We start from the raw sequence: 13,592 nt of genomic DNA, 5'->3' as shown, positions 1-13,592 counted from the left end.
CTCGCAAGTCCCACTACCGATCCGGCAGCGCGGTTCAGGCCGTCACCGCGGCGGTCACGGCGCCCGTGAGCCGGACCAGGTCCGCGGGCGCCAGTTCGATCTCCAGGCCGCGCTTGCCGGCGCTGCACAGCATGCGGTCCCATCGCAGCGCCGAATCGTCGAGCACGGTGGGCAACGCCCGCTTCTGGCCCAGCGGTGAGATACCGCCCAGCACATAGCCGGTGGTGCGCTCGGCCCTCGCCCGATCGGCGAGCGCCGCCTTCGGCGCGCCCAGCGCGGCCGCGGCGCCCTTCAGCGACAGCGTCCGCGGCACCGGCAGCACGGCCACCGCCAGCTGCCCGCGCCCGGCCGCACCTCCGGACGACAGCTCGACGACCAGCGTCTTGAAGATCTGCTCGGCCACCACCCCCAGCTCGTCCGCGAGCGCGGCCACCGCCTCGGCGCCGTAGGAGTCGCTGCGTGGATCGTGCGGGTAGGCGTGCACCCGGTGCGCCACCCGCGCCTGGGTCAGCGCGCGGACCGCCGGAGTCGGAGCACCTGCCATGCCGGTCAACCTTAGAGCCGGACCGATGCGGCGGCGAAAGGTGGGAACACGGTGCGCCCTGATGAGGGGGACACAGCTGCCTCTGGTGTGGGAACACAGTGGCCCTCGTGTGGGAACACAGCGGCCTTGGTGTGGGAACACAGCGGCCCCTGATGCTGGGAACACAGTGGCCCCCGGCCATGTTGCACGCGGTATGCCGAGCGCCCGCCGAACGCGGGGCGAACCCCACTCACCGAACACGAAGGAGATGCCGGTGACCTTGCTGGTTGATGAACGCCCGGTGACCACCGGGTGGTCACCGTCGTCCGATCGTGTCGACCTCGTGACGCCCGACACCGGGTTCTCATTGCCCCCCTCCCGCGCGGTAGATTCACAAGCTACGGCGACCGAAGGGATGGGCGTGACGAGCGACGACACCGCGGCGGGCCGCGCAGACGACACCGGACGGAAAGACACCGGTGAACCCGAGGATGTGACGGCCGATTCCGGGGCGGGCGATTCGGAGACGAGGGAAGCCGAGTCCGGCGACGCGCAGTCCGGGGTCTCGCGCAGCACCGGCAGCGAGGCCGAGCTGGCACGGCGGTTCGAGCGCGACGCGCTCCCGCTGCTGGATCAGCTCTACGGCGCGGCCCTGCGGATGACCCGTAACCCGGCCGACGCCGAGGACCTGGTGCAGGAGACCTTCGCCAAGGCGTACCAGGGCTTCCGGTCGTTCCGCGAGGGCACCAACCTGCGTGCGTGGCTGTACCGCATCCTGACCAACACCTACATCAACTCCTACCGCAAGAAGCAGCGCCAGCCCGCGCAGTATCCGACGGAGGAGATCACCGACTGGCAACTGGCCGCCACCGCCGAGCACACCTCGACGGGCCTGCGGTCGGCCGAGATGGAGGCGCTCGAGGCGCTGCCCGACGACGACATCAAGGCGGCCCTGCAGTCGCTACCGGAGGAATTCCGGATGGCGGTGTACTACGCGGATGTGGAGGGCTTCCCCTACAAGGAGATTGCCGACATCATGGGGACTCCGATCGGCACCGTCATGTCCCGGTTGCACCGTGGTCGCAAGCAGCTCAAGGGGCTGCTGGCCGATGTGGCGCACGAGCGGGGCTTCGATCGGAACCGGACGGGTAGTGCGCGGCAGGAGGTTTCCCAGTGAGCAGCGACGACATGGAACTGGATTGCTCGGCGGTCATCGCCGACGTCTGGCTCATGCTCGACGGTGAGTGCGACGACGCCACGCGGGAGCGGCTGCAGCACCACATGGACCACTGTTCGCCGTGCATCGAGGCCTATGGCCTGGAGGAGAAGCTGAAGCGGCTGCTCAGCAGCAAGTGCGGTGGCGATCGTGCCCCGGATGCGCTGCGCGAGCGGCTGACCCTGGAGATCCGCCGATCGGTGACCATCACGGAGACGACCATCACCGAGACGGCCGTCACCGACACCCGCCTCGAGTCCGGCGAGGCCTGACCGGCGTACCCGAGCGCAGACACCAATCCGGGCGCAGACACCAAAGAGCGGCACACCTTCCCATGACGGAAAGGTATGCCGCTCTTGGTGTTTCGGGCCGCTCGCGCGGCGCCGTCAGCTCAGGAGTTCGGCCGCTTGCCGTGGTTGGCCGCGTTCTTCCTGCGCGCGCGCTTCTTCCGTCCTCGCTTACCCATCGGTATCTCCCTTCTGGCCCAGAGACTGGGGCGAACTCGTCTCGTGCGCGTGTTCGCAGGCTAACGAGATTACAGGCATCGGCATACCGCGGTGCGCGCGGCGTCGGCCGGGCCGGCGCGCGGAGCCCCGCCGATCAGGACCGCCCCTGGCCCGGGTTTACGGGTCGGTATTCTCGTTCCGACCGCGCGTCGGCGTTTCCCGTGTGATTGGCTGTACCTCCCGCGGAAACGGGGCTCGAGCAGTGCCGATCGATCGAGAGGGTGTCATGGCTGAGGAAGTGCTGGCCGAGATGGTGTCGACCGTGTACGAGATCGTCGCGCAAGAGGGGGTGACGGTGCACGAGGGTGACACGCTGGTGATGCTGGAATCGATGAAGATGGAGATTCCCGTGGTCGCCGAGGCCGACGGCACCGTGACCTCGATCAACGTCCGAACCGGCCAGGTGCTGCAGAAGGGCGACCTGATCGCCGTCATCTCCTGATCGCCGGGAGAGCTGTACCGAGGAAGCGTGGCGCATGTCGACACTGAGCGATCTGCTGGCCGAGCACACCGACCTACCGGGCGCGGCCGTGGATCACCTGCAGCGGGTGGTGGGGGACTGGCAGTTGCTGTCGGACCTGTCGTTCGCGGATCTGCAGTTGTGGGTGGGCGCCGGTCCCGTGGCCGAGGGCGCCGACGTGGTCTGCGTGGCCCAGGCCCGGCCCACCACCGCGGCCACCGTGCATCCCGAGGATGTGGTGGGCACGCTCGCCTCCAAGGAGGATCATCCGCAGGTCTTCGAGGCACTGCTCGCGGGCGAGATCGTGCGGGTCGATCACGAGGCCGAGGCGGCCGGCGTCTACCACCCCACCACGGTGCACGCCGTCCGGGAGGCCATTCCGGTGCGGGTGGGCAGCGATGTGATCGCGGTGCTCGGCCGCGATACCGACGTGCAGCGGTCCAAGGTCCGCGGCAGCCTCGAGCAGGCGTACATGGCCTGCGCCGACGATCTGTGCCAGATGATTGCCGACGGCACGTTCCCGACCCTGGAGGATCGCACCGGCTCGCATTCCAGCCCCCGCGCCGGCGACGGTTTCATCCGCATCGACACCGAGGGCACGGTGGTCTATTCGAGCCCGAACGCGCTGTCGGCGTACCACCGGATGGGTTTGCAGAGCGATCTGGCCGGACAGGATCTGGCGCAGATCACCCGCTCGCTGATCACCGATCCGTTCGACGCGCAGGAGGTCGTCAACGACATACAGGCCGCGCTGGCGGGGAAATCGGGGCGCCGCATGGAGGTCGAGGCGCGCGGGGCCACCGTGCTGCTGCGCACCCTGGTACTGCGCCCGCACGGCGAACTCGCCGGCGCCGCCGTGCTGGTGCGCGACGTCACCGAGGTCAAGCGCCGCGATCGCGCGCTGCTGTCCAAGGACGCCACCATCCGCGAGATCCACCACCGGGTGAAGAACAACCTGCAGACGGTGGCCGCGCTGCTGCGATTGCAGGCGCGCCGCACCGAGAACGAGGAGGCGCGGCTGTCGCTCACCGAATCGGTGCGCCGGGTCACCTCGATCGCGTCGGTGCACGAGATGCTGTCGATGTCGGTGGACGAGGAGGTCGATCTAGACGAGGTCGTGGACCGGCTGCTGCCGATCATGGCCGACGTGGCGACCGTGCACACCGCCCGGATCAAGGTGCGCCGGGCCGGTTCGCTGGGCGTGTTCTCCGCCGAGCGGGCGACGCCGCTGGTGATGGTGCTCACCGAACTGGTGCAGAACGCCATCGAGCACGCCTTCGACGCCGGTGAGGACGGCACCGTCACCATCCGTTCCGAACGTTCGGCGCGCTGGCTCGACGTGATCATCAGCGACGACGGCCGCGGGCTGCCGGACGGTTTCAGCCTGGAGGGTTCGGACCGGCTGGGCCTGCAGATCGTGCGCACGCTGGTGACCGCGGAGCTGGGTGGCTCCATCGGCCTGCATCCGGGCGCCGATATCGGCACCGACGCCGTGCTGCGGGTGCCGCTCGGCCGCCGCTCGTCCCGCTGATCTTCCGCTCGTCCGGGTCCACTCCGGCCCCGCGGTACGTGATACTGCGGCCTTCCGCCGTTACGTGATACTGCGGGCTTCCGTCATTCCGGCATGCTTGTGGCCGGAACCTCCGCCGGCGCGGCCCGTGGGCTCACTCCGGCCTTGCGGTACCCGGTCCGTGGGCCTTGTCATTCCGGGGCGTTCGGTACGCGAGTTTCGTCATTCCGGGCATGCTTATGGCCGGAATCCCCTCTGGCGCAGTGGATCCCGGCCAAAAGCGTGCCGGGATGACGATGCCGTGTGCCGGGATGACGATGCCGTGTGGCGGGATGACGGTGTCGTGTGCCGGGCTCACGGTGTCGTGTGCCCGGATGGCGATCTCGCGGGGGATGACGATGTCACGGGAGGGGCGGCGTGGGGGCGATGTGGCGTGCGGGGGATGACCGGGCACAGAAAACAGTGAAGCCCGGCACCTTTTCGGTGCCGGGCTGAAAAGCGCGTTACGAGCCGGGGTTGTGCGGTACCGCGGTGGCCGTAACGCCGTGCACCGTCAGACGACGGTGCGGGTGCGGGTGCGCGCGTTGCGACGCTTCAGCGCCCGACGCTCGTCTTCGCTCATACCGCCCCAAACGCCGGCGTCCTGTCCGGACTTGAGTGCCCAGGACAGGCATTCGGCGGTCACGGGGCAGCGGGCGCAGACCAGCTTGGCATCGGCAATCTGCGCGAGAGCAGGACCGCTGTTACCGACCGGGAAGAACAGCTCGGGGTCCTCATCGCGACAGATGGCCTTGTGGCGCCAGTCCATTCCTCTGCTCCTTTGCTGGGCGCACCGGTGCGCCTCGGGTTTGTGGTCCGTTCACTTGTGCGACTCGAATGTTTCCGCACGGTTGCTTGTGAATGCTTTCACGAACACCGTAGATGTCAATAGCTTTGTGGTGCACCGTGGGGAAGCTCACGCTGTAAGACCCCTACATCGGGGGTCTGCCGAGTCCTTTCTACCCGCTCGAAGCGGTTTCCGCAGCACAACTACGATGTTTTTCAGTTGTGTCGGCCCGAATCGGGCTGCGGGGCGATCACCTCGAGCACCTCGGGGATCGAGGTGAAATCCACCACGTCACGACGGCCGATGAAGTCGCCGTCGATTTGCAGGCCGATCGGCCCGGTGGCGGAGATACGCACCGACGGCACATCGTCCACCCGAAACAATGTGCGGGACTTGGGGTTTCCGTTGGTGGCCAGCAGTTGGCGGGCGACCCACAGTGTCCGCAGTACCCCCATGGTCCGCATGGCAAACACTCCGAGACCGGATTCGAATCGTGTTCCGGGGTTGGTGACCACCGGAGTGTCGTCGAGATAAGTCCACGGACTGGTGTTCGTCACGAATGCGTAATGGACGTCGGTGACCGGTTCGTGATCGGGAATGTGGACGGTTACCGACGGCTCCTTGCGTTTCGCCCGGAAGAACTGCCGGACGGTGGTGCGCAGGTATCGGGCAGGGGTCGCGGCATGCCCGTTGGCGCGGCTGTTGTCGATCGCCTCGCACACGTCGGCGTCCAGGCCGACGCCCGCGGAGAAGGTGAACCAGCGGTCGTCGGCGATGGAGAGTCCGATGCGGCGGTCGGTTTCCAGCGACAACAGATCGATGAGCTGGTTGGTGGCGGCGACCGGATCGGGCCTGATGCCCAGCGATCGCGCGAAGACGTTGGCCGAACCGCCCGGAATGACGCCGAGGCGGGGAATCCACGCCTGGCCGTCGTCGACCTGCGGCAGCGGCAGGAAACCGTTGATGGTCTCGTTCACGGTGCCGTCGCCACCGTGCACCACGATCAGATCCATCTCGTTGGTGGTCGCCCACTGCGCCAGTTCGGCCGCGTGGCCGCGGTGCTGGGTGTGTGCGACGATCAGCTGGGTGCGGCTCTCCAGGGCGTGGGCGAGCAGGTCGCGGGTCGCCGGTGTCGTCGAGGTGGCATTGGGATTCACGATCAGCAACGTCCGCACACCGGAGAGCCTACTGAGACAGCGCAGCCCGGCGCGCGGGGCTGGGCGCCGAAGAGACGAACGGATGCCTAGGCTGTCCGCGTGGCGAAGCGGAACGCGGAAGAGGGTGCCGGCCGGGAGCCGGTGCCGGGGACGGTGCGGGCGGCCGGTGCGCTGGCGGCGCTCGAGGGCGGCGTCGGCGTGGTCGTGGCGATCGTGCTGGTAGTGCGCGGGGTCACCGGCGTGGATCAGAGCCTGACCAGCGCGTACGGGACCGCGGCCTGGTTCGTGATCTTCGGCGGGGCGGTGCTGGCGGCGGGCATCGGACTGTTGCGGGGGCGGCGCTGGGGGCGGGCCATCGTGGTGATCGCGCAGATCCTGCTGCTGCCGGTGTCCTGGTACATGATCGGCGGCCAGCCCCAGTACGGGATCCCGCTGGGGCTGGCCGCGCTGGTGACGCTGGGCCTGCTGTTCTCGCCGCCGTCGACGCGCTGGGCGGCCGAGGTCTACGAGGCTGACTGAGCCGTCCGCCACATCGGCCAGAGCGGCGGCCCGCCGCCGGTTGCGTCGAGTTCGCCGGTGACCTCGAAACCGTAGCGCTCGTAGTACGGGATGTTGTCGCGCTTACTGGATTCCAGGTAGGCCGGTGCGCCGGTGATGTCGCACCGCTCGAGGCGGGGGCCCAGCAGGGCGTGCGCGACACCGCGGCCGCGCACCCGCGGCAGTGTTCCGACGAAACCGAGGTACCAGTGCGGTTCCCGCGGATGCTCGGCCTGTATGCGCTCGGCCAGCTGCCCGGCCGCGACCAGACGGGTCCGGAACGCCCGCACCATGCCCGGCAGCGTCCGCAGGGTCGTGACATACGAGGACTGCCGATGGTCGGGCGGCAGCCACACCGCCGCCCCGACCATGGCCCCCGCGTCGTCGAACGCCACGTCGGTGCCGCCGTGCTCGAAGAATTCGTGGCGCACGAGGGTTTCGAACATGACCGCCGCCCGCCGGGCCCGATTGCGCTCGTCCCGGATCAGCCAGCCGACGATGGGGTCGTCGTCGAATGCCGTCCCCAGCACGCGCGCCAGCATCGGTATCTCCGCCGGCTCCGCGCGCCGGACCGTGATCTCCATCCGCCTACGATACGGCGAGCCGGGGCCCGCCGGTCGATCTGATGCCCGCTGGGCGCTGCCGCCTTGCTCCGCGGCGGGTCCTGCGCGCGACGGCCCTCCCGGAGTCGCCGCCCCCGTTCTTCCACCGCGGTTGTCCGGGAATGTCCGGCGGGCGGCGCTGGGGCCTGTCCGGGGCCTCCGATGTGGGACGAGCGGGTCGACTCCGGACGGTTCAGGACTCGGCCAGGCGCGTCAGGGCGTCGCCGGCCAGGCGGTAGCCGATCCATTCGGTCTGCGGTTCGGCGCCCAGCGACTTGTAGAAGTCGATCGAGGGGGTGTTCCAGTCCAGGACCGACCAGGACACGCGGTGATAGCCCTGGGATACGGCCTCGCGGGCGAGTTCGGTGAGCAGGGCCTTGCCCAGGCCGAGGCCGCGGGCCTCCGGCTTGACGTAGAGGTCCTCCAGGTAGATGCCGTGGGTGCCGGTCCAGGTCGAGTAGTTCAGGAACCAGATCGCGCAGCCGAGCACGATATCGCTCGAATCGTCCTGTGCCACATGGGCGAACAGCGCCGGGTTCGGGGCGAACAGCGCGGCGTGCAGCCGGTCGGCCGTCAGGTGGCATTCGTCGCGGGCCTTCTCGTAGTCGGCGAGGTCGTAGACCAGGTCGACCAGGGCGGGCACGTCGGCGGGTGTCGCGCGGCGGATCATCGGGCACCTCCGTCGAGGGTGGGGACCAGGTTGTGGTTCAGCACGCTGCGGGCCTGGTGGTCGTGGCCCAGCACGGTGATCCCGCCGGTGGACATGAAGAATCGCCGGCCCTCGCGGACGTCGAATCCGGCCCAGCGGGTGATCAGGGCGCGGGAGAAGTGGCCGTGTCCGACCAGCACGACGTCGCGGTCGCGCAGGGCGGGCTCGATCGAGGCCAGCACCCGGTCGGCGCGGGTCCGCACCTGGTCGATGGATTCGCCGCCGGGGATCTCGCCGGTGAAGATGGTCCAGCCCGGCACCGTCCGCTGGATCTCGGGCGTGGTGATGCCCTCGTAGTCGCCGTAGTCCCACTCGACCAGGTCCTCGTCGGTCCGGGCAGCCGGGAGCCCGGCCAGTTCGGCGGTGCGCACCGCGCGCTGTTTCGGGCTGGTCAGCACGAGCGGGTCGTGCAGCTTCAGCGTGTCCAGGAACTGCCCGGCCGCGCGGGCCTGTTCCTCACCCAGCGGCGTCAGCGGTACATCGGTGCGGCCGGTGTGCCGCCGCGCCCGCGACCATTCGGTCTCCCCGTGCCGTACCAGCACCAACCGGAAATCTGTGTCGCCCATGTAGTCGATCATGCCGGAACCGTGCGCGGGGAACACCGGAAGTCCTGCTACGACCGATCCAGGACCGCGCGGAGGAAATCTCTCGTGCGCTGGTTCTCGGGGCTGGTGAAGATCCGGTCCGGGGTGCCCTGCTCGATGACGTGGCCGCTGTCGAACATCATCACCCGGTGCGAGACGTCGCGGGCGAACTGCATCTCGTGGGTGACGCACAGGAAGGTGATGTCGGTGGCGGCGGCGATGTTCTCGAGCAGGTGCAGGACGCCGGTGACCAGTTCGGGGTCCAGCGCGGAGGTGATCTCGTCCAGCAGCAGCACCGACGGATCCATGGCCAGCGCCCGCGCGATGGCCACGCGCTGCTGCTGGCCGCCCGACAGCTGGGTGGGCCGGGCGTCCACCTTGTCCGACAGGCCCACCAGTTCCAGCAGGTCGCGGGCGCGGGCCTCGGCCTCGCCCTTGGGCCTGCCCAGGCTGCGCATCGGGCCCTCGGTGACGTTGCGCAGCACGTTCATGTTCGGGAACAGGTTGAACTGCTGGAACACCATGCCGATGCGGCGGCGCACGCGGCGCAGGTACGCCTCGTCGGCCGGGACCAGGCGCTCGCCCTTGCGCATATGGCTGAGGTAGTCGCCGCCGACCTCGATGGTGCCGGAGGTGACCCGCTCCAGCGTCATCAGCAGCCGCAGGATGGTCGTCTTCCCGGAGCCGGACGGCCCGATCAGCGTGACGAACTCCCCTGGGGCGACGGAGAAGTCGAGGCCGTCGAGGACGGTGTTCGAACCGTAGCGCTTCGCCACGTCGGTGAAGCGGATGATGGGGGAGGCCGGGCTGTCAGACGGTTCCGACACGTTGCTCCACCTTTCGTACCAGTAGCGAGCACGGATAGCTCAGGGCGAAGAAGGTGAGGCCGACCGCCAGCCATGCCTCGGGTCCGGCGCCGCCGGTGTCGGCCGCGTACTCGGTCTTGATCTGATAGACCATGTCCAGCACGACGATCGCCGACAGCAGCGGCACCTCCTTGAACATCGCGATGGTGTAGTTGCCCAGCGCGGGCAGCACGCGCGGAACCGCCTGCGGGAGAATCACATCGGTCCACGTCCGGGCGCGGGGCAGGCTCAGCGCGCGGGCCGCCTCCCACTGCGCCGCCGGGATCGCGTCGATCCCGGCCCGGTACACCTCGGAGGTGTAGCAGGCGTAGTGCACGCCCAGCGCCGTCACCCCGACCACCAGCCGCTGCGCGTCGGTCGAGAGCCCGCCCAGCAGGTCGGGGCGCACCACCCAGTACAGCACGAAGATCTGCACCAGCAGCGGCGTGCTGCGCACGAATTCGATGAAGGCCCAGAGTATTTGGTCGATCACCGGAACCCGCATCCGCCGGACTACGGCGAACAGCAGCCCCAGCGCGTACGCCACCAGCGAGCCGAGCAGCGTGAACTCGATCGTCACCCGCAGGCCGTCCCAGATGTAGGGGAAGGCGTCGAAAAACCTGTCCCAGCGCCACTTCTGCATCAGGCACCCACCGCCATCGACAGCCGGCCGCGGCGGCGCGCCGGTGCGCGGCCGACCCGGTGCGCGGCCAGCCGTTCCAGCGCCCGCATCACGATCGTGATGACCACCGCGAACACCAGGTAGATCACCAGTTCCATCGCGTAGATCAGCCCGAGTTCATCGGCGAAGGCGGGCACCGCGCGCAGTTCGTCGGCCTTCTTGAAGATCTCCGGTACGGCGATGAAGCTCAGCAGTGCGGTGGCCTTCAACAGCTGGATGAACAGATTGTTGAACGGCGGCAGCATCTCCACCACGGCCTGCGGCAGCACCACTCGCCACATCCGTTGCGGAACACTGAGATTCAGCGCAATCGCACCCTCTATCTGTGTCTGTGGCACGGAATTAATTGCCCCCCGTACTATTTCGGCGCCGTAGGCGCCGTGGTTGAGCCCGAGCACGAGGATGCCGATCACCAGCAGGCTCTGCGCGGTTGCGCCGATGCGCACCCCGAAGAAGATCGGCACCGCGACCGCGAAGAAGAACAGCTGCACCACTTCGGAACTGCCGCGGAAGCCCTCCACGTAGACCCGCGCCACCGCGCGCACCGGCCGCCACCGAGACAGCATCGCGAGCCCGGCGGCGAACGCCAGCACGACGGTCAGGCCGATGCCGCCGACCGTCGCCCAGATCGTGAACGGCAGCCCGGCGGCGATCCGATCCAGGTAGGTGTCGAAATTCTCGGACACGGGTTCGTCAGCGGCAGTACTGCTCGGTGGTCATCGCCGGCGTCGGCTCGTTCGCCTCGGTCAGCCCGTATTTCTCGACGATCCGCAGCCATTCGCCGCTCTCGTGCAGCTTGCGCAGCTCGCGATTGAAGTCGTCGCGGAACCGGTTGTCGCCCTTGCGGAAGTTGAAGGTGCCGACCTCGGGTTTATCGGAGGCCTGGATCGTCGGAGTCACCTCGAGACCGGTGCCGGGATTGTTCTTCACCAGCCACTGGGCCGTCACGTCGAGCAGTGCCGCGCCGTATACGTCGCCGTTGCGCACCGCGCGCAGGATGTCGTCCTGTTTGGCCATCGGCTCGATCCGGTCGCTCGGCACGCCCGCCTGCTCGGCGAATCCGTTCTCGACCGCGCCGCCGAGGGTCGCGATCTGCACGCCGGAGCCGGTGATATCGGTGAATTTCTCGATGTTCTTCGGATTGCCCCGGGGCACCAGGAATGCCGAGCCGACCTGGAAATCGGGATCGGCGAAATCCGAAGTCTCGCAACGTTTCGGCTTGATGGACATGCCCGCGGCGACGAAGGCGTAGTGGTTCGCCCGCACGCCGTCGATCAAGCCGTCGAAATCGGTGACGACGCCCTCGATTTCGTCGATTCCGAGATTTTTCAGGACCGCACGGGCGACATCGGGTGCGTAGCCGGTCAGCGAGCCGTCCTTGTCGAGGAAGGCCCAGGGGGCCTCGTTCGCGAATCCGGCCTTGATCTTGCCGGAGGTCTTGGCCTCGTCGTAGGTGACCGCGGCCGCCGCGCCCCCGCCGGTGCCGCACCCCGTCGTCGCCAGCGCGACGGCGGCCAGTGCCGCGGCCGCCAGGCGCCGCCAGCGCCTGCCCGCGGTCCCGATATTCGTCATGTCGAGCTCCTTCTCCGGGCCGTGGCGGGTACCCCCACCGGGTCCACGCACGGCCCGTCAGGCAGAATGTGCACCCGGACGGACCGACCCGTGATGAACGTCACATAAATGCAACAGACTCGCAGCGCTTTCGACAGATAGGGCGATTGACCGCTAGTACCGTGCGAGTGACCTTGTTCGCCGGAAGGAGGGCCCGCCGATGTCGTTCAGCGCGGAGGAGGCCGCCTTCATCCGGTCACAGCCGCTGGTCCGGATGGCGACGGTCGCACCCGGTGGCCAGCCCGACGTGGTGCCGCTGGCCTTCGAATTCGACGGGTCCGGGTTCTGGGTCGGCGGTGTCGGCGAGGCGGTGCTCGACACCCGCAAGTTCCGCAACGTCTACGCGGGCAACAACCAGGTCGCGCTGGTCTTCGACGAGCTGGTGTCGCTCGATCCGTTCGTCGCCCGCTGCCTGCGCGTCTACGGCCGCGCCGGGTCGCCCGTGGACCGGGTCGGCATGGTCGGCCCGGGTTACTTCATGCGGGTCGAGCCGACCGTCTCCTGGAGCTGGAACATGGCCGGCGAGCCGGCGGCGGACGGCTGGTACGAGCCGCGCCGCGCCGTGCACGCGGCGGGCGCTCAGCCGAGCGCGTAGAGGCCGTTGCCGCGGTGCTCCAGCAGGGTGGAGCCGACGACCGCCAGCGAAATGTGCTCTCCGTGATAGTCGCTGCGCTGCACCGGGATTCGTGAGACCTGCGCGCCGGTGGCGGGATCGACGACGGCGATGCCGTCCGGGACCGGCATGAGCAGCTTGCCCGCCATCAGGGCGGGGCTGCCGAGGGCGTCGGAGGCGGTCCAGAGCGGGTCGAAGGTGGTGGCGCTCAACGCGATCAGACTGTTGCCGGTGAACACCAGGAAGGCCGAGCCGATTCGGGTGGTCGTGAGGTTGTCGGCCAGTGGAGCGTTGAGCCGATGCACGGCAAGGAAATTGGCCGCCTGATCGTAGACCGCGAACTGCGGTGGTTCGGCGCCGGTGCCGGGCAGATACAGCGCGACCCGGTTGTCCGACACCGCGATCACTCTGGCCTTGTCGGATACCGCGCCCGGTTCGGTGAGCACGTGCGTGCCGTACTCCTCGGGCACGCTGTTGTCCTTGGGCGCCGGATTCAGCACGGTCAGCCGGTCGGCGGCGTCGTCGGGGCAGCGCTCCAGCACCCCCAGCCGGCTGCTGCTGGAGGCGCCCGACAGCAGGCGGCAGTTCTTGCGCGGCTGGGTGCGCACGTTGACCGGTGCGTCCACGTACCCGTACTCGAGGGTGCGGACGAGATCCGAGCGCCACACCTCCAGCCGGTTCGCGCCGAGGGCCAGCGCGTAGGTGCCGTCCACCGACAGCTTCAGCTGCCGGTCCATATAGCTGCTGCGGGCGTTGCGGCGGGCCCCGGTGTCGGCCGCGAGCAGCGTGGTCTGACTGCAGCCGCGCTGATCGCGGTAGGTCGCGATCGCGGTGCCGAACTGGCTTTCCACCCCGCACAGCGGCAGGTCGCGCTCGTACTTCCAGATCTGCCCGCCGGTTCGCGGATCGCGCCCGGTGACCGTGCCGCCGTCGCCGGTGATCGCGACACCGCCGGACGTCAGCGCCCGCGCGTTCGCGCCGTCGGGCTCGTGCCACAGTTCACGCAGCGTCGCCGGTAGCGCCGCGGCCGTCGTGGGCACCGTCGCCGCCCGCGCGGCCGGCTCGGAAATCGTCTTGCGCGCATCGCTGTTCACCCACACGACCACCGCCGCGATCGCCAGGACGACGGCGATCGCGACTGCGGCGAGGAGGTCGGCGCGCGTCCGCCGCTCGGGTGCGAGCACGTGAGCGAGGGTAGCGGATCGGGTGTG

Annotated in this window: 18 protein-coding genes; 6 read left to right on the top strand and 12 right to left on the bottom strand. The window is 68.9% G+C overall.

What is annotated here, in order from left to right:
- Positions 1-34 precede the first annotated feature (34 nt).
- Positions 35-544 (bottom strand): aminoacyl-tRNA deacylase, encoded by a 510-nt coding sequence (locus D892_RS0102890; protein ID WP_024799809.1) that lies wholly within the window; start codon positions 542-544, stop codon positions 35-37.
- Positions 545-938: 394 nt separating this feature from the next.
- Here D892_RS0102890 and D892_RS0102885 point away from each other — a divergent pair, with 394 nt between their 5' ends.
- Positions 939-1,700: a sigma-70 family RNA polymerase sigma factor gene (locus D892_RS0102885; protein ID WP_024799808.1), complete on the top strand. Its 762-nt coding sequence runs from the start codon at positions 939-941 to the stop codon at positions 1,698-1,700.
- A gap of 11 nt (positions 1,701-1,711) precedes the next feature.
- Positions 1,712-2,011, top strand: coding sequence for a mycothiol system anti-sigma-R factor (gene rsrA, locus D892_RS40245; protein ID WP_051499442.1), 300 nt, complete (start codon positions 1,712-1,714; stop codon positions 2,009-2,011).
- A 119-nt stretch (positions 2,012-2,130) separates the two neighbouring features.
- On the opposite strand, the gene D892_RS49490 is transcribed toward rsrA, so the two are convergent.
- A complete protein-coding gene (locus D892_RS49490; protein ID WP_369801804.1) occupies positions 2,131-2,205 on the bottom strand; it encodes a 50S ribosomal protein bL37 in 75 nt (24 codons plus the stop codon).
- Positions 2,206-2,471: 266 nt separating this feature from the next.
- On the opposite strand from D892_RS49490, the gene D892_RS0102875 reads away from it, so the two are divergent.
- Together D892_RS0102875 and D892_RS0102870 are read left to right on the top strand one after the other, a co-directional pair.
- Positions 2,472-2,687 carry a biotin/lipoyl-binding carrier protein gene (locus tag D892_RS0102875; protein ID WP_024799806.1) on the top strand — a complete coding sequence of 72 codons (216 nt, stop codon included), beginning with the start codon at positions 2,472-2,474 and terminating at the stop codon, positions 2,685-2,687.
- A 34-nt stretch (positions 2,688-2,721) separates the two neighbouring features.
- Entirely contained in the window at positions 2,722-4,236 is a 1,515-nt protein-coding gene (locus D892_RS0102870; protein WP_024799805.1) for a sensor histidine kinase, read from the top strand.
- Positions 4,237-4,768: 532 nt separating this feature from the next.
- Here the strand turns inward: D892_RS0102870 and D892_RS0102860 are convergent.
- Together D892_RS0102860 and D892_RS0102855 are read right to left on the bottom strand one after the other, a co-directional pair.
- On the bottom strand, positions 4,769-5,023 hold the full coding sequence (locus tag D892_RS0102860) for a WhiB family transcriptional regulator (RefSeq protein ID WP_024799803.1): 255 nt from the start codon (positions 5,021-5,023) through the stop codon (positions 4,769-4,771).
- A 233-nt stretch (positions 5,024-5,256) separates the two neighbouring features.
- Positions 5,257-6,216 carry a diacylglycerol kinase family protein gene (locus D892_RS0102855; RefSeq protein ID WP_024799802.1) on the bottom strand — a complete coding sequence of 320 codons (960 nt, stop codon included), beginning with the start codon at positions 6,214-6,216 and terminating at the stop codon, positions 5,257-5,259.
- 81 nt (positions 6,217-6,297) lie between these two features.
- On the opposite strand from D892_RS0102855, the gene D892_RS0102850 reads away from it, so the two are divergent.
- Positions 6,298-6,717, top strand: a complete 420-nt coding sequence (locus tag D892_RS0102850) for a hypothetical protein (protein WP_051498971.1) — start codon at positions 6,298-6,300, stop codon at positions 6,715-6,717.
- On the opposite strand, the gene D892_RS0102845 is transcribed toward D892_RS0102850, so the two are convergent.
- The 7 genes from D892_RS0102845 to ehuB form a co-directional block, all read right to left on the bottom strand.
- Positions 6,702-7,319: a GNAT family N-acetyltransferase gene (locus D892_RS0102845; protein ID WP_024799800.1), complete on the bottom strand. Its 618-nt coding sequence runs from the start codon at positions 7,317-7,319 to the stop codon at positions 6,702-6,704. The two genes, D892_RS0102850 and D892_RS0102845, sit on opposite strands and share 16 nt — an antisense overlap.
- Before the next feature lie 211 nt (positions 7,320-7,530).
- On the bottom strand, positions 7,531-8,007 hold the full coding sequence (locus tag D892_RS0102840; protein WP_024799799.1) for a GNAT family N-acetyltransferase: 477 nt from the start codon (positions 8,005-8,007) through the stop codon (positions 7,531-7,533).
- Positions 8,004-8,624, bottom strand: a complete 621-nt coding sequence (locus D892_RS0102835) for an acid phosphatase (protein ID WP_036567968.1) — start codon at positions 8,622-8,624, stop codon at positions 8,004-8,006. Before D892_RS0102835 ends, D892_RS0102840 begins: the two co-directional genes overlap by 4 nt.
- Before the next feature lie 35 nt (positions 8,625-8,659).
- Positions 8,660-9,424: an ectoine/hydroxyectoine ABC transporter ATP-binding protein EhuA gene (ehuA, locus tag D892_RS0102830; protein ID WP_024799797.1), complete on the bottom strand. Its 765-nt coding sequence runs from the start codon at positions 9,422-9,424 to the stop codon at positions 8,660-8,662.
- Positions 9,425-9,440: 16 nt separating this feature from the next.
- Positions 9,441-10,118 (bottom strand): ectoine/hydroxyectoine ABC transporter permease subunit EhuD, encoded by a 678-nt coding sequence (gene ehuD, locus D892_RS0102825; RefSeq protein ID WP_024799796.1) that lies wholly within the window; start codon positions 10,116-10,118, stop codon positions 9,441-9,443.
- Positions 10,118-10,843: an amino acid ABC transporter permease gene (locus D892_RS0102820; RefSeq protein ID WP_024799795.1), complete on the bottom strand. Its 726-nt coding sequence runs from the start codon at positions 10,841-10,843 to the stop codon at positions 10,118-10,120. The genes ehuD and D892_RS0102820 overlap by 1 nt, the downstream gene beginning before the upstream one ends.
- Positions 10,844-10,850: 7 nt before the next feature.
- On the bottom strand, positions 10,851-11,729 hold the full coding sequence (ehuB, locus tag D892_RS0102815; protein WP_024799794.1) for an ectoine/hydroxyectoine ABC transporter substrate-binding protein EhuB: 879 nt from the start codon (positions 11,727-11,729) through the stop codon (positions 10,851-10,853).
- Between the two features lie 199 nt (positions 11,730-11,928).
- Between ehuB and D892_RS0102810 the strand changes: the two genes are divergently transcribed.
- Positions 11,929-12,363 (top strand): PPOX class F420-dependent oxidoreductase, encoded by a 435-nt coding sequence (locus tag D892_RS0102810; protein ID WP_024799793.1) that lies wholly within the window; start codon positions 11,929-11,931, stop codon positions 12,361-12,363.
- Here D892_RS0102810 and D892_RS0102805 read toward each other — a convergent pair.
- Positions 12,348-13,565, bottom strand: a complete 1,218-nt coding sequence (locus tag D892_RS0102805; protein WP_024799792.1) for a hypothetical protein — start codon at positions 13,563-13,565, stop codon at positions 12,348-12,350. The genes D892_RS0102810 and D892_RS0102805 overlap by 16 nt on opposite strands.
- Positions 13,566-13,592: the final 27 nt, after the last annotated feature.

It is taken from the genome of Nocardia sp. BMG51109 (assembly GCF_000526215.1).
Taxonomy (GTDB): Bacteria; Actinomycetota; Actinomycetes; order Mycobacteriales; family Mycobacteriaceae; genus Nocardia.
This window is presented reverse-complemented; position numbering and strand designations above follow the sequence as displayed.

What these genes read in the sequence shown, in the direction of transcription:
- D892_RS0102890 (WP_024799809.1), bottom strand. Translation starts at nt 544, where the DNA reads ATGGCAGGTGCTCCGACTCCGGCGGTCCGCGCGCTGACCCAGGCGCGG.
- D892_RS0102885 (WP_024799808.1), top strand. Translation starts at nt 939, where the DNA reads ATGGGCGTGACGAGCGACGACACCGCGGCGGGCCGCGCAGACGACACC.
- rsrA (WP_051499442.1), top strand. Translation starts at nt 1,712, where the DNA reads ATGGAACTGGATTGCTCGGCGGTCATCGCCGACGTCTGGCTCATGCTC.
- D892_RS0102875 (WP_024799806.1), top strand. Translation starts at nt 2,472, where the DNA reads ATGGCTGAGGAAGTGCTGGCCGAGATGGTGTCGACCGTGTACGAGATC.
- D892_RS0102870 (WP_024799805.1), top strand. Translation starts at nt 2,722, where the DNA reads ATGTCGACACTGAGCGATCTGCTGGCCGAGCACACCGACCTACCGGGC.
- D892_RS0102860 (WP_024799803.1), bottom strand. Translation starts at nt 5,023, where the DNA reads ATGGACTGGCGCCACAAGGCCATCTGTCGCGATGAGGACCCCGAGCTG.
- D892_RS0102845 (WP_024799800.1), bottom strand. Translation starts at nt 7,319, where the DNA reads ATGGAGATCACGGTCCGGCGCGCGGAGCCGGCGGAGATACCGATGCTG.
- D892_RS0102840 (WP_024799799.1), bottom strand. Translation starts at nt 8,007, where the DNA reads ATGATCCGCCGCGCGACACCCGCCGACGTGCCCGCCCTGGTCGACCTG.
- D892_RS0102835 (WP_036567968.1), bottom strand. Translation starts at nt 8,624, where the DNA reads ATGATCGACTACATGGGCGACACAGATTTCCGGTTGGTGCTGGTACGG.
- ehuD (WP_024799796.1), bottom strand. Translation starts at nt 10,118, where the DNA reads ATGCAGAAGTGGCGCTGGGACAGGTTTTTCGACGCCTTCCCCTACATC.
- ehuB (WP_024799794.1), bottom strand. Translation starts at nt 11,729, where the DNA reads ATGACGAATATCGGGACCGCGGGCAGGCGCTGGCGGCGCCTGGCGGCC.
- D892_RS0102810 (WP_024799793.1), top strand. Translation starts at nt 11,929, where the DNA reads ATGTCGTTCAGCGCGGAGGAGGCCGCCTTCATCCGGTCACAGCCGCTG.